The following is a 13,244-nucleotide window of genomic DNA, read 5'->3' on the forward strand; positions in this document are numbered from 1 at the left end:
TCGACAGATGCTTCAAGTTGCGCAAAAGCAACAGGAAATTTATTAATTTATAGAATAAGTAAGGGATAGCTTTAATGAAGTAAGAGCGTAATCAAAGTTTTAATTTAGCCAAGAAGACCCGGTTGCCGCAAATGCGTCAACCAGATTTGCTACATTTCAGGGCTGCTGGTTGCTCGAAACTACTGGACTTTGAAGCGCTTCACGTTTTGGAAGTTTAAGATTAAAGAAACCTGCATATTGCATGAGGTAATGCAACAAATCACGGTTCCCTCCTTTATAAAAAACTACCTGAGCTGGATGAAGATTGGATTGATCAGCGGCTTGCTCTGGATGGGTGACCCTTAAAAATTCCAAAGCAGGATGAAGTAACATTTCTCTCAATTCAGCACTGACTTCTTTTAATTGGATAATAGCTTTTGAATAATCTTGTTTTAACTGCAAAGGGTCGAGTAAAGAACCCACTTTGTGGTGCTGTTCATAAACTTTTGTATAGGCGTTTAATTTTTCATTAAACTTAGCTTGGCGTTGTTCTAAACAATCAATTGCTGTATTTAGTTTCCTAGCGAAGTTAAACAAGGGGTCAAAATTGTCTTTATCCAATGCTTCTTGAATTTTCTTAAGCGAAAAAACTACCCCAAACGTTGGGATATAAGTTTGCACCCAACCATTTCCTTTTTCAAAATAAAGGGCTGGAAAATTAGTATTCTTTGCTTTCCTAGCTAATTCAAGTAATCTCTCTTTATTTAACATTGCTATTTCCATACTATTGAAGTAAGGCTATAGTAACAGAATAGTGTTAAGTAAATATTAAATTTGATTAATATTAAATCTCTTTTTTCTGTGCAGGACAAAAATTTTGCATCGCGTTCGTTGCGAGCTGCTAGTGAAGCCATTTTGAAATAATCTTATCTCTACCTTGTTTAAGCCTTCTCTTGAGGATTTGTTACAACTGCAGCCACTTTTTTACTTTGCTTTCTATCCTGCCAAGTTTGAATAAGCACATAAAATGCAGGTACGAATACTACCGCCAAACAAGTGGAGGCCATCATCCCACTGGCCACAGCAATACCAATGGAGCGTCGTGCATTCGCACCAGCTCCTGTTGCAAACACCAATGGCATTACTCCCATGATAAAGGCAAAGGAGGTCATAAGAATCGGCCGAAATCGCGTTTTAGCCCCGAGTACGGCAGCTTCAATAGGGGACTTGTTATGAAGTAATTGCTGCTCACGTGCCACTTCGACAATTAAAATGGCGTTTTTGGCTGCTAGCGCAATTAATAGTAACAAACCAATTTGGGTATACATATTATTGTCTAAACCTAAACTGGACAAAGCCAATACGGTTCCAATTAACGTTAATGGCACACTAAGAATAACTGCTGCCGGTGTAAACCAGTTTTCATATTGGCCTGCCAAAATCATATAAACCAATATTAAAGAAAGGGCAAAAATAAAATAGCTTAAATTCCCTGCCACTTTTTCCTGATAAGCAGTGCTGGTCCATTCAAAAGATAAGCCAGCAGGCAACAATTTCCGGGCCAATTCTTCCATTGCTTGAATAGCTTGTCCTGAACTAAATCCAGGGGATGCTATCCCATTGATACTACTTGAAGGGTATAAATTATAAAGGGAAATAAGGGCAGGACCGATGGCCTGAGTAATATTGGTGAGTGTCCCAAGAGGCACCATTTCCCCAGCCTGATTTTTAACGTAATAATTACGTACATCCTCAATGCTCATACGAGAGGATGCGTCCGCTTGTACATACACCTGGAACACCTGTCCAAATTTGGTAAACAGATTCACATAAGAAGACCCTAAATAAGTTTGTAACGTGTCAAACGCATCACCAACAGTTACGCCTAACGATTCAGCTTTTAATCGATTAAATGGCGCCAAAACTTGAGGTACTGCTGCTCGAAACGAGGTCATAAGTTTTTGCAGGGCGGGCTGTAGTGTTCCATATTGCACCAACTGGTCAGTAACCTTTTGCAATTTTAGGTAATCAAAAGATCCATCTTGCAGTTCAACCTGCATTTGAAACCCACCTGATAATCCCAAACCCTGAATAGGGGGCGGAACGACTACCAGCACTTTGGCATCGAGGGTTTTTGCCGCAATCTCATTAAATTTATTATAAAGTGATCTTAAATCCTCCCCCTTTCCTCTTAGACTCCAATCTTTAAACATGATGTATACAACTCCAGCATTTGCCAGACTGGCATTGTTATCGAGTAAGGAAATCCCATCAATGGCAATTACATTTTCCACACCATCCACCTTGGAGGCTTCCTTGGTTAATTTATCAAGAACTGCCTCCGTTCGATCCAGGGTAGCACCATCCGGCAACAAGACATTTAAAACGAGATAGCCTTGATCTTCGATTGGAATAAATCCAGTGGGAATACGGGTAATTCCGAAAATGGCAATCGCAACCAGGATAATACCCACCAAACAAGTATAAGCACTGCGATTGACGAGACGACCAATAAATCGTACATAAGCTGCTTCCAATGGATTGTAAAAGCGATCAAAAGTTCGGAAAATGATATTTTTTTGCCTGTGGGGATCGATGGGCCGAAGCCATAAAGCACATTGCGTAGGCTTCAAGGTCATTGCGTTAATTGCACTAATGAATGCGGTTGCAGCAATCACCAAGGCAAACTGAGCATACATTGCACCCGTTAATCCAGGCATAAATCCCGCTGGGACAAATACAGCCATCAATACCAAGGTAATACCCACAATCGGGCCAAAGAGTTCCCGCATGGTTTCAATAGACGCTTCCTTAGGTGCTATTCCACGTTCAATATGCTGGGTCACCCCTTCTACAATAACAATCGCATCGTCAACCACGATACCAATAGCTAATACCAAGGCAAACAAGGTAAGGAGGTTAATGGTATAGCCTAATAAAAACATGGCGAAGAACGTGCCAATAATTGTTACGGGTACAGTGGTTGCAGGCACTAACGTGGCGCGAAAGTTTTGTAAGAAAACAACGATAACTAGTAATACTAAGAGACCGGCTTCAAATAAGGTTTTATAAACTTCATCCACCGAAGCCTTCACGAAGATAGTCGTATCAAAAGGGATAGAATATTGCATACCTGGAGGAAATTTCTTTGCCATTTTGGCCACTGTTTTACGCACTTCCTGAGCTACCTCTAATGCGTTAGCGCCAGGAAGCTGAAATATACCGATAGCAGCGGTGGGCTTGCCATTGAGTTTGGCAAGCTGGCTATAACTTGAGGAACCAAGCTCCACGCGTCCTACATCACGAATACGAATAATTTGGGCACTGCTGCTGGCATTAGCACCTTCATCCGACTGCGTTGCCACAGTTTTGACGATGATATCGGCAAATTCATCAGGATTGGCAAGCTGTCCGGGCACATTCACTGTAAATTGATAGGAGGGTTTGCCTGTCACGGGGGGAGCAGCAATTTGCCCTGCTGAAACCTCTTTATTTTGATGGCTAATCGCAAGGAGTACGTCTTTGGGGGTCAAAGAATAAGCATACATTTTCTTAGGATCCAGCCAAACCCGCATGGCATAAGTCCCCGAACCAAAGATAATGACATTCCCTACCCCTGGCAACCTGGATAATTCATCTTGCATATTAATGGCGGCATAACTGTCAAGAAACAAACCATCATATTCGCCGTGCTCGGAAGTCAAGTTAATAAACTGCAAAATAGCGGTGGATTTTTGTTGAACCACAACCCCTTGCTGTTGTACGGACTCTGGTAATTGGGCCATTGCCGCCTGGACACGATTTTGTACCAACACCTGTGCATAGTTAAGATCTGTACCAATAGCAAAGGTCACAATGAGATTATAATTACCACTATTGGTGCTGGTGGATTGCATGTACAACATATCTTCCACCCCATTAACCTGCTGTTCAATGGGGAGCGCTACCGTTTTTATCAATGTTTTCGCATCGGCACCAGGGTAGTTGGTCGTTACTTGAATGGTAGGAGGAACAATCTCCGGATATTGGGAAACAGGCAAAATACCTATGGCAATGATGCCAAGAAACACTAACAAAAGCGCAATGACATTCGCAAGTACAGGCCGTTCGATAAAAAATTTAGAAATCATTATGCATTTCCTAATGAATTGCTTTGCACTTTTGGGTTTACCCCATTACCAGGTGTTGCATTCTGTAAACCATCAACGATCACCTTGTCGTCTTTCTCAAGTCCTTTAAGAATTGCCCGTTTCCCCTGCTCCATACTACCAAGCACTACCCGCTTTGTTTCCACATAATTATTGTTATCAACCGTATATAAATAAGGGCCAATTTGATCGTATTGAATGGCTGTATCAGGCACAGTGAGTTGTGGTTGTGGTTTACGAACTGGAATTCTTACCTGGACATAAAGGCCTGGTAATAAAACGTGATTTTCATTAGATAAGATAGCTCGGAACTGCATAGTACCCGTTGAGGCATTAAGACCAGTATTTACGAAATCCAGTTTACCCCGATGCGGGAAATTGGTTTCATTTTGCATGCCCACAAAAACAGGGATTTTACTAATATCGGAGGGTTTAAAGCCTCTGGCCTTTGCTGCCTCACGAAGTTTAATTAAGTCCAGTTCATTTAAATTAAAATAAACATAGATTGGATTGATTTGTTCAAGCGTAGCCAGGTTTGTTGCCTTGCCATTTCCTACCAGATTGCCTGGATCCACCAAATGACGACCAATACGACCATCAAAAGGAGCCCGCACATGAGTATAGCTGTAATTAATGGCAGCGACCTTGGCATTGGCCACATTTTTGGCGATGGCTGCCTTACTTTCTTCAGCCTGAGCTCGCCATTTTTCTACATTTTTTAAGGAAGTCGCATTTTCTTTATACATCTGCCGCTGACGTTCATATTCGGCTTGGTTATAAGCATGGGCGGCTTTGGCTATAGCGACTTGAGATTCAGCCTCCAAAAGCTTTTCCAAATAAGGCTGTGGCTCAATAATGAATAATTCCTGCCCTTCTTTTACAAAGCTACCATCGGTAAATTTAACGGCATCAAGATAACCCTCAACACGTGCCACCAAATTCACTGAATTATACGCCACGGTATTGCCGGTTTGAGTAATATACTCGCCCATTTCCACTACTTCCGGATTTTTAACAAAGACTACGGGCACCGGTAAAGTATCGGTTGTACTTTTTGTTTTGTGATGGAAAATGAAATAAAGAAGCAAAACTATAACAAAACTAACTATTGCAATTTTTATTATTTTTCGATTTCTCACTGAATTCATACATCACCAATTTGGTAGATAAAGCTGTTTCAAGCGCTGCTTTTTTGTGGCTGGAGGTAAATGATTTTGTGGCTTAAGTAAATTACCCCAATTCGTGCGCGCTGCCATTTCTTGTTTAATATGGTTGGGAACAACATCATTACAACAACGGATTTGCCAGCCCCCCCCCAATGCCCGATAAAGTGCAACCAATGACAAAGCAACTTCCCCCTGTACATTAGTTAATGAGGTTTGTACTCGCAATTGTTGCCTTTCAACATCTAACACAGTGGTATAATTCGACTCACCTTCCCTATAGCGCGTTAATGCCAGTTTTGTAGAGGCAGTTGCAGACTGGTTGGCTTTAACAAGGTAATTTTCCGATTTTTTAGCTTCAATGTAGCGAGTAATATTATCTTGCACTTCCTGTTGCGCCTGCAGCACCAAATTAATGTATTTTAATAAGGCTTGTTGAAAAGCGGCGTCCTGCATACGCACAGCATTGGTAATCTGACCATAATTTAAGATAGGCCAAGTCACTGAAGGCCCTGCGGTAATTTGTCGGTTTGACCAGCGAAAAATATCGCTGATTGAATTACTACCAACACTATTGGCCGCAAACACAAATGTACCAGCCAATGATAGAGCAGGGAATAAATTTGCTTTCGTTGCACCAATTGCTTCCGATTGCGCGATAGCCTCTAACCGAGCTTGATGTATATCGGGTCTCTTAGCCAAAGCTTCTCGAGGAATACCTACAGCAACTGTAGGAGGCGTCCTAGGAATTCCCTTGCTTTTGGTAAGGAAAGCATCAACTTGATTTGGTACTATGCCAAGCAATACTGCTAATTTATCTTTTTGTTTCTGTAAGTTGCTCACCAAAGTAGGTAGTGTTGCTTGTGTTTCTGCCAGCTCTGTCTGAGCCTGTTCCACATCCAAGAGGCTCGTTTGCCCCCCTTTGTAACGAGATTTAGCGATTCGCAAACTCATAGACTGCAATTGGATATTCGCTTTAGTGATTTGAATTAGTTTTTCATAAGTACGAATACTGATGTAAGCACTGGCAATCTCTGAAGTTAGAATAACCAGCGCATTATCATAAGCAGCTACTGATGCTAAAAAAGCAGCATCGTCAGATTGGATGGCCCTGCGATATTTACCCCAAAAATCAATCTCCCAACTGGCTGTAACACCTAGTGCAGCGGTTTCAAAGCTCGAAGGTAATAAATTTTGCAATGAGCTACCACCAATGCGGTTGTAAGTATAATTACCTATAACTGCCTGCTGTTGCGGATAAAGTTCACCGACTGTTTGAGCCAGTTGTGCTCTGGCTTGCAATACACGTACACCGGCACTCTGGACAGACAAATTGTTGTGATAACCTTGCTCAATTAAACAGGTTAAGGTAGGGTCATTAAACGCTTTCCACCAGTTTGCATCTCTTGGCGGGGTTGTTTTAACCGAAGGGCTTTTCTGTAACCACTGACTGGCAACAGGTTTAATTGGCTCTTTATAATTTGGGCCAACCATACAGGAAGCAAGAAACAAGCAGACTATTGCCGTAGAAATCTTTACCATGTGCGCTACTATTTCCCTATATTTATTCAGCCCTTAATTAAGCAAGGATCTCATCGGCAAAATGCTTAATCTGCAAGCCACGCTCTGGGTTATATTATCTGTGATAGCGCAAATGAACAAGGGTCATGAAAAACTATTAATGTAGTTTCTAGCGAAAAAATTGTTGTTTAATTAAATAAATTTTCTTAAAAAATTAATTTTCCCTTAAGCATTTAGAAATATAATTGAACAATTAGATTAAAAAAGGGGAAGAAATGCGTACAAAGATAGAACTTGATGATGATAAAAAAATTTCGGCAGCAGTAAAAACTGGTTTGGGCTCCTGGTTTCATTATGACCGTGATGATATTACCCCCGGAAGTATTTATTTTCATCCAAACTATCGGCAAAATTTCAACAAAGACAATATCGTAGATAAGTTGCAGAAAGATCAAACACTAAATGGTATTGTTTTTAGACCCAGCTCTCAGTCTGGATTTACGACGGTTAGTATTCTTCAAAAAAATGGCGCTTTTAATTTTGTAATGGCCAATATTGAACTTAATAAACTGGAAAAGAGTTACAATGATTATGGATTAAATTTAGGCAATTCTATTTTTGAAATTATTAAGGCATACCGTGCAGATAGTTCGAAAGAATTGAAAGATATAAAAAAACATATGAATGATAAATTATCAGACATACTATTGGAAAGAAAAACTGAGTTAGAAAATTTTTCTAAAAAACAAGCTCAGCACGCTGCGTGTTTCATGGTTGATTATTGAGTAACCGCTACTGAAAAACTTTGTTCCTAGTTATTCCGAGCTCTCTCAGCACGAAGAGAGCTCAAATTTACTACAATTTTTTGCCAGCGATATCATTTATTTTAAATCTATACTTAATAGTACAGATTAGCAGGAGACATCATGGCAAAGAAAACAACACCAGCATCCAGCTTTACCAAAGAAAAGAAAAAAGTATCGAAGAAGAAATTAAAAGAGATTTCAGGAGGTTTTGACAAGAGTCGTACCGATATATTAACGCCCATCAAAACCCCTACTGCACCCAGTGTAAGGAATTAAATCTTACGAAGGCATAATAAAAGTTTACTTTGCAGGTTGCCAAAGAGCCACATGGGCGCCTGTTGGATCGGTAATAATTGCCAAGTGCCCCATTTCACCTGCTTGAGTAACATCTCTGATTACGGTTGCGCCATGATCTTTGGCTTTTTGCAACGCTGCTTTCACATCAGCAACCAGGATGTAAGCCATCCAATGAGGTGGAATTTCCTGTTGTTGTTCAGCAGGTATAGCCCATATCCCAGCAATGTCCTTATCATGAGACTTAACGATAGTATAAGTCATGTCCTCCATTTCATGATCCATAAATTGCCATCCAAATACTTTACCGTAAAAATCTTTGGCTTTTTTTACATCGGGTGTTGCTAATTCATTCCAACAAAACTCACCGGCTGACATTGTCATTTTTTTTTTCCTTTAATTAATTTAGGGAGAAAACATAGCGTAGTGTAATTAAACTTCTTTAGCAATGAAATTCCTTTACTTCAGCAGGAATCATTTATGTTCAAAATTTAGATGTGTTTACCCCTGAATTTAGCTGTTGAATTATCTTTTGCTGCGTTTCCCTAATATGATTCTCATCCTGATATTTTGTCCGCGGCCAAAAAAATCCTTTCAAGCCATCCCCCTTATTCCTCGGTACAATATGCGCATGTAAATGGGGTATACTTTGGCTCACTCGATTATTCATGGCAATGAAACTTCCCGTTGCCCCCATGGCTTGCTCAACTGCTTTACCCATGAGTTGAATTAAACAGCTGAAATCGGCAATTAATTGTGGCGGTAAATCATAAAAAGTCTTAAAATGCTCCTTTGGCGATAATAAAGTATGGCCCGGAAATAAGGGACGATGATCCAGAAAGGCAATAAACTGCTCATTTTCAAAAATGATATAAGCCTTTTCTTGCTTTTTAACAATCAAATCAATGACACATTTTTCTTTTTTTCTTACTGTTTCCTCATTCATTACTAAACCTTAACTTCTTAATTTATCAGCCATATAGCGTCCTACTAACTGAGCCATAATAATAGCGAGATAAGCCTGCCCCGCAAATGACTCCATCCAGGAAAAGGTTTGTGCAATAGGTGTCCTGGGTACGACATCACCATAGCCTACAGTGGTTAATGTGACAAAAGAAAAATAGATTAAATCCGTCTCATAGCTTATATTTAAACCCGAAAAAGCATTGTAATCGAGTAAACCAATGCATAAGTAAAGATAAGCATAGGCTAACCCTATAAACAAATAGGCTGAAAGTGAACCAAACAGAGTCGTTATATCAATTGTTTTATCGGCAAAAGTATATCGCAAACAGACAGCTGTCATTAAGGCAAAGTAGAGCATAGTAAAAAATGCTTTAATGACTCCTAATAGAGGGTAGTCAAATAAAAAGCTCAGCAGTAAAAATATGCCTTCTATTATGGCAAGAACAATTAAAACTTGTAGAAGCCGTCGCGATCTATCGCCAATAATAATCAAGCTATAAATAATAAGAACAGAGAAGATAACATCACCTAACCGCCACAAACCAAATTGAGCATCGAGTGCTTTAGTAAAGCAAAATAGTAGTAACACAAAAAATAAAAACAAGAAGCGCAGGCGCTCAATTAAATTTGAAAAAGTTCTCATCCAACTCTCATGAACCAAAGTTATACTGGCAATATAACTTTAAAGTCTTAAAGAGCAAAGATGCGTCACCTGAGTCATTTATCTAACCCATTAAAAATCTATCAGATTGAAAATTAAATTGTCATACTTGCCCTTTTAATGAAATTTGATTGTAATTCTTTATAAAGTAATTTTTTGTTACGAGACAATATTGCACACTAAGAAAAACTCATTCGATTTGATAAGACATTTTGCGGCCTTACTGGTTTTATACAGTCACCATTATGCTCTGTTGAAACAGCCAGAGCCCATTTTCTTGAATTGGGATACTTACGGCACTTTGGCAGTCTTGCTATTTTTTAGTATTTCAGGTTATTTCATGCCAATCAGTTTTATTTGTGCGGGTAATTTTGTCAGGTACATGATAAAACGCATTCGTAGAATTTTTCCGGGTCTGACAGTTTGTATGTTCTGTATGTATTATTTAATTGGTTCTTTATTTGTCTCGTCCTCAGCGCTCTCCTACCTGCTAAGCCCCAACACTTTAGTAACTACTTTAACTCACATTCTATCGATGCATGGCCCTAAAATTCCTGGTGTCTTTACTGATTTTTTATACCCTGAAGCAATTAATGGAAGTTTGTGGACATTACCCATTGAATTTATTTATTACATTATGTTGGGTCTTTTGCTTTCTTTATCCACCCATTGGAGAACCATTGCTTATTTAGTTGCGGGTTTTATTCTCTTACATTTTATTTCACGCAACACCTGGATAAATCAGCTCTATTACGCCAATAAGTTTCACCTTTATTATTTGACTTTATTTGGCCTTGCTTTTAGTGGAGGTGCTCTTTTATCTGCACTGCAAAAGTATTGGCTAGTTTATAAAAACTATTTATTGATTCTTAGTGTAACTTCATTGCTCTTTTTTTCTTATTTACCCTGCGTATTGAAAGTTATTAACTTAACCCTTTTAACTATTACTTTTGCTCTTACTATCCCAGATAGCCTTATTAAGCGAAAATTTGATATTTCTTATGGAATATATATTTATGCTTTCCCTATTCAACAAATAACTATCAATCTGATAACAGCTGATTTTATAAAGGGAATGTTATTAGCCATTTTTTTTACTATCTTGGCAGGTTTTTTTTCTTATTATTTTGTAGAAAAGCCATTTCTAAAACCTAAAATTAAGAAAAATAACGAGAGAATGAAGAAATTAATCGTTAGACCTCATACCTTTAGCACGTAGCTCTTGCAGTGCTTCTTCATTTTTATATAAATTTAAATTCATTCCAGCTAATATTTCAGGTGCCTTAGTAAATTGAATATTTGCGTACTCAATTACCTGGATATAATTCCCCCAAGGATCAAGAAAATCTAAAAACTTATCTCCAATGAATTCTGCTCCAGCCTTTTGCGCCAATTCTTTTACCTTAGAACGATCGTCGACCACAAGACCAAAATGGCGTTTTTTATCTTTATGAGTATTATTACTTTTCATGAGCGCAATAAATTGATCGCCTAAATCAATAAAAGCATGGTTTTTGTCCTTACTTCGTAGCGTAAAATTAAAAATTTTACTATAAAATTCCAATGCCTTTTCCACATTAGCTACTTCAAGTGCAATATGATTAATTCCGATTAAATTTGCTTTTTCCATAACTCGATTTACTGGTAAGTTCTATAGAGAATTATAGGTGGCAAATATAATTTACACAAAATGCCTGCTACACTTAAAAAATTTCACCCTGAATCAACGGCGAGAGGGGATTGTCCTATTGAAGTCTTTTCCATCCTCAGCATTGGGATTACTACTATCTCGTATTGTAAAAAATGCTGAAACGCAAGAAGGTTTCGAAGCAATTATCTCTTTTCGTTTTTTTCCAATCAATCTGTTAAAATCAAGCTGTGTGCTTGTTCCTCCTAATAAACCACGAATTACTCGTATTATCCATAATGAACTTCGCAGCTGTCGAATGAACTGCAGTTCTGGGCGTGGTTGCTTGCCATTACCACCATTTAAAGCTTGTGCCAGTTGGTTTAATAGTGGACATAAATCGTTATCGGGTACTTTGTTTCTTAGAAAAAACCTTAAGCAATATACTGAAATTTCTTTCTTCATTTTTAAGCTGAAACGATAATCTTCACCTATATCACGTAACACTTCAATTAAATCTTCCGCCGTTTTAGCAGTTTTAGCCCTCTCTAAGTAAGGACTGCCTTGTAAATGATAAGACCGGATTTTTAATTGTTTATTTTCATCACCAAACCGTTTATAGGATTTTGTTTTATCTACTCCCTCATTCAATAAATGCTTCATGATAGAGAAGGGATTGCTTCTGGGATCCTCAATAGCTATATCAGCGTTGGTGCTCAAGTGAGTCTGAGCCATTTTTACAGCCACATCAAGTGGCTTTTCCCCCTTGTCATTGACCTGGTTTGCAAATTCTCTAAAATAACCCCAGGTTTCATGATACCGATAATCACCCAATCGAATGGCAACATGTAAGGGCGTGTCTCCTTTTTTGAAGCCATTCTCTGACACGCATAGCTCTTTGTAAAATTCTATTTGGCGATTTAAAACAGGTTGATAGTCTGCTTTATTTAATTTGGGATGATGGGTGAAAATTTCTTCACCCAATGTCTCATTGTTTACAGTGGCAACATAATGTCGAAACTCTTCTATTGAAAAAAGAACAGCTTTCAATTGGGAAAGACGACTCATTGTCGCTTGACTAATCAAAGCAAGTTGCGCTCGCTCATAAGGATCCGCTTTATTCAAGGAACGCTCTAGATAATTTTCAACCATGGCTGACTGTAAAAGAATATGACTATACCATGTTCGCCATTTCGCTTGTTGAAATTCAGCATTTTTGCCTAATTGTATAAAGGCATTTGTTTCGGCAGAATTATAAACTTTAGGGTCATTATATTTAACAAAATAACGTAAACAAGTAGGCCAATAATGGTTTTTAGAATCAGTGAGCTTAGGAAATTCAAGCAGATCTCTGGCAGTAATCTTAAATGCGTCCTCTCCATGTCCCCAATGTTCAATACGAGCTTCATAACGAGACATTAAACTATTAGAGAGCAGTAAATCATTATCAATTTTGAAAAAAACTACTCGTGGCTTTTTTTCTCGTTCAACAATATAAAATCCTAAATTTCCTTTATGCAAATCATCTTCTTCCAGCGTATATGCACTACATAAAATACTGGCCAAAGATTCCATATCTAGAATAACTTTTCCCTTTAGAAAAGCTTGATATAAATCGGCAAAAAACCCACTATAAAATTCATTTAAAAAATAGATTGGTATATCTTCAGCCTTTTCTCTTTTTTTCGATTTGAGTTTGTATCCAGCTGCTGTTTTTTTTAACGAGCAAAAGTTAGGAAGTAATGTTTCACGACGGGCAGCTGTATAGCAAAAATGTTCAGCCGCTAAACCAATTATCTGGCCTTCTTCATTCCTAACCACCCTTTGCTTCGGTGTAAGATTGGATTTTAAAAAAAGACTAATTAAATGGGTAAGAGAGGCTTCAAACAAAGACAACAGAGATTGATTATGCTTATTTAACTTAAATACTACTTTTTTAGTCGATTTAAATAATGCTTCTTTATAAACAATATGGCCTGAGTGGCTTGCTGCACCAGTAGTTATATCCGTTTTGTCATAAAATTTAGGCATATATTAAAAAAAAGACCATATGTTTATTATTTTAACAAATTGCGTATA

The 13,244-nt window shown here is 38.3% G+C and carries 12 protein-coding genes; 3 read left to right on the forward strand and 9 right to left on the reverse strand.

What is annotated here, in order from left to right; translation table 11 throughout:
- Positions 1-156 precede the first annotated feature (156 nt).
- The 4 genes from clem_RS10340 to clem_RS10355 all read right to left on the reverse strand — a co-directional run bounded on the left by clem_RS10340 (position 157) and on the right by clem_RS10355 (position 6,832).
- Positions 157-750 carry a hypothetical protein gene (locus tag clem_RS10340; protein WP_094091485.1) on the reverse strand — a complete coding sequence of 198 codons (594 nt, stop codon included), beginning with the start codon at positions 748-750 and terminating at the stop codon, positions 157-159.
- A 170-nt stretch (positions 751-920) separates the two neighbouring features.
- Positions 921-4,109 (reverse strand): efflux RND transporter permease subunit, encoded by a 3,189-nt coding sequence (locus clem_RS10345; RefSeq protein WP_094091486.1) that lies wholly within the window; start codon positions 4,107-4,109, stop codon positions 921-923.
- Positions 4,109-5,275 carry an efflux RND transporter periplasmic adaptor subunit gene (locus tag clem_RS10350; protein WP_094091487.1) on the reverse strand — a complete coding sequence of 389 codons (1,167 nt, stop codon included), beginning with the start codon at positions 5,273-5,275 and terminating at the stop codon, positions 4,109-4,111. The genes clem_RS10345 and clem_RS10350 overlap by 1 nt, the downstream gene beginning before the upstream one ends.
- 3 nt (positions 5,276-5,278) lie before the next feature.
- Positions 5,279-6,832 (reverse strand): efflux transporter outer membrane subunit, encoded by a 1,554-nt coding sequence (locus tag clem_RS10355; RefSeq protein ID WP_094091488.1) that lies wholly within the window; start codon positions 6,830-6,832, stop codon positions 5,279-5,281.
- A gap of 254 nt (positions 6,833-7,086) precedes the next feature.
- Here clem_RS10355 and clem_RS10360 point away from each other — a divergent pair, with 254 nt between their 5' ends.
- Entirely contained in the window at positions 7,087-7,596 is a 510-nt protein-coding gene (locus clem_RS10360; protein ID WP_094091489.1) for a hypothetical protein, read from the forward strand.
- Between the two features lie 141 nt (positions 7,597-7,737).
- Entirely contained in the window at positions 7,738-7,893 is a 156-nt protein-coding gene (locus clem_RS14870) for a hypothetical protein (protein WP_157698230.1), read from the forward strand.
- A 24-nt stretch (positions 7,894-7,917) separates the two neighbouring features.
- Here clem_RS14870 and clem_RS10365 read toward each other — a convergent pair whose 3' ends face one another.
- The 3 genes from clem_RS10365 to clem_RS10375 form a co-directional block, all read right to left on the reverse strand.
- Complete coding sequence (locus clem_RS10365) at positions 7,918-8,295, reverse strand: VOC family protein (protein WP_094091490.1); 378 nt, start codon at positions 8,293-8,295, stop codon at positions 7,918-7,920.
- Between the two features lie 100 nt (positions 8,296-8,395).
- Complete coding sequence (locus tag clem_RS10370) at positions 8,396-8,857, reverse strand: HIT family protein (RefSeq protein ID WP_094091491.1); 462 nt, start codon at positions 8,855-8,857, stop codon at positions 8,396-8,398.
- A gap of 9 nt (positions 8,858-8,866) precedes the next feature.
- Entirely contained in the window at positions 8,867-9,520 is a 654-nt protein-coding gene (locus clem_RS10375) for a potassium channel family protein (RefSeq protein ID WP_094091492.1), read from the reverse strand.
- Positions 9,521-9,737: 217 nt separating this feature from the next.
- Here clem_RS10375 and clem_RS10380 point away from each other — a divergent pair, with 217 nt between their 5' ends.
- A complete protein-coding gene (locus clem_RS10380; RefSeq protein ID WP_232505453.1) occupies positions 9,738-10,757 on the forward strand; it encodes an acyltransferase family protein in 1,020 nt (339 codons plus the stop codon).
- Here clem_RS10380 and clem_RS10385 read toward each other — a convergent pair.
- Both clem_RS10385 and ankK read right to left on the reverse strand, forming a co-directional pair.
- Positions 10,725-11,168 (reverse strand): VOC family protein, encoded by a 444-nt coding sequence (locus clem_RS10385; protein ID WP_094091494.1) that lies wholly within the window; start codon positions 11,166-11,168, stop codon positions 10,725-10,727. The genes clem_RS10380 and clem_RS10385 overlap by 33 nt on opposite strands.
- Before the next feature lie 93 nt (positions 11,169-11,261).
- Positions 11,262-13,196: a Dot/Icm T4SS effector AnkK/LegA5 gene (gene ankK / locus clem_RS10390; protein WP_094091495.1), complete on the reverse strand. Its 1,935-nt coding sequence runs from the start codon at positions 13,194-13,196 to the stop codon at positions 11,262-11,264.
- Positions 13,197-13,244 lie beyond the last annotated feature (48 nt).

The sequence above is a fragment of the Legionella clemsonensis genome, assembly GCF_002240035.1.
Classification (GTDB): domain Bacteria; phylum Pseudomonadota; class Gammaproteobacteria; order Legionellales; family Legionellaceae; genus Tatlockia; species Tatlockia clemsonensis.

Excerpts from the sequence above, each read along its gene's own strand:
- clem_RS10340 (WP_094091485.1), bottom strand. The coding sequence starts at position 750 with ATGTTAAATAAAGAGAGATTACTTGAATTAGCTAGGAAAGCAAAGAAT.
- clem_RS10345 (WP_094091486.1), bottom strand. The coding sequence starts at position 4,109 with ATGATTTCTAAATTTTTTATCGAACGGCCTGTACTTGCGAATGTCATT.
- clem_RS10350 (WP_094091487.1), bottom strand. The coding sequence starts at position 5,275 with ATGAATTCAGTGAGAAATCGAAAAATAATAAAAATTGCAATAGTTAGT.
- clem_RS10355 (WP_094091488.1), bottom strand. The coding sequence starts at position 6,832 with ATGGTAAAGATTTCTACGGCAATAGTCTGCTTGTTTCTTGCTTCCTGT.
- clem_RS10360 (WP_094091489.1), top strand. The coding sequence starts at position 7,087 with ATGCGTACAAAGATAGAACTTGATGATGATAAAAAAATTTCGGCAGCA.
- clem_RS14870 (WP_157698230.1), top strand. The coding sequence starts at position 7,738 with ATGGCAAAGAAAACAACACCAGCATCCAGCTTTACCAAAGAAAAGAAA.
- clem_RS10365 (WP_094091490.1), bottom strand. The coding sequence starts at position 8,295 with ATGACAATGTCAGCCGGTGAGTTTTGTTGGAATGAATTAGCAACACCC.
- clem_RS10370 (WP_094091491.1), bottom strand. The coding sequence starts at position 8,857 with ATGAATGAGGAAACAGTAAGAAAAAAAGAAAAATGTGTCATTGATTTG.
- clem_RS10375 (WP_094091492.1), bottom strand. The coding sequence starts at position 9,520 with ATGAGAACTTTTTCAAATTTAATTGAGCGCCTGCGCTTCTTGTTTTTA.
- clem_RS10385 (WP_094091494.1), bottom strand. The coding sequence starts at position 11,168 with ATGGAAAAAGCAAATTTAATCGGAATTAATCATATTGCACTTGAAGTA.
- ankK (WP_094091495.1), bottom strand. The coding sequence starts at position 13,196 with ATGCCTAAATTTTATGACAAAACGGATATAACTACTGGTGCAGCAAGC.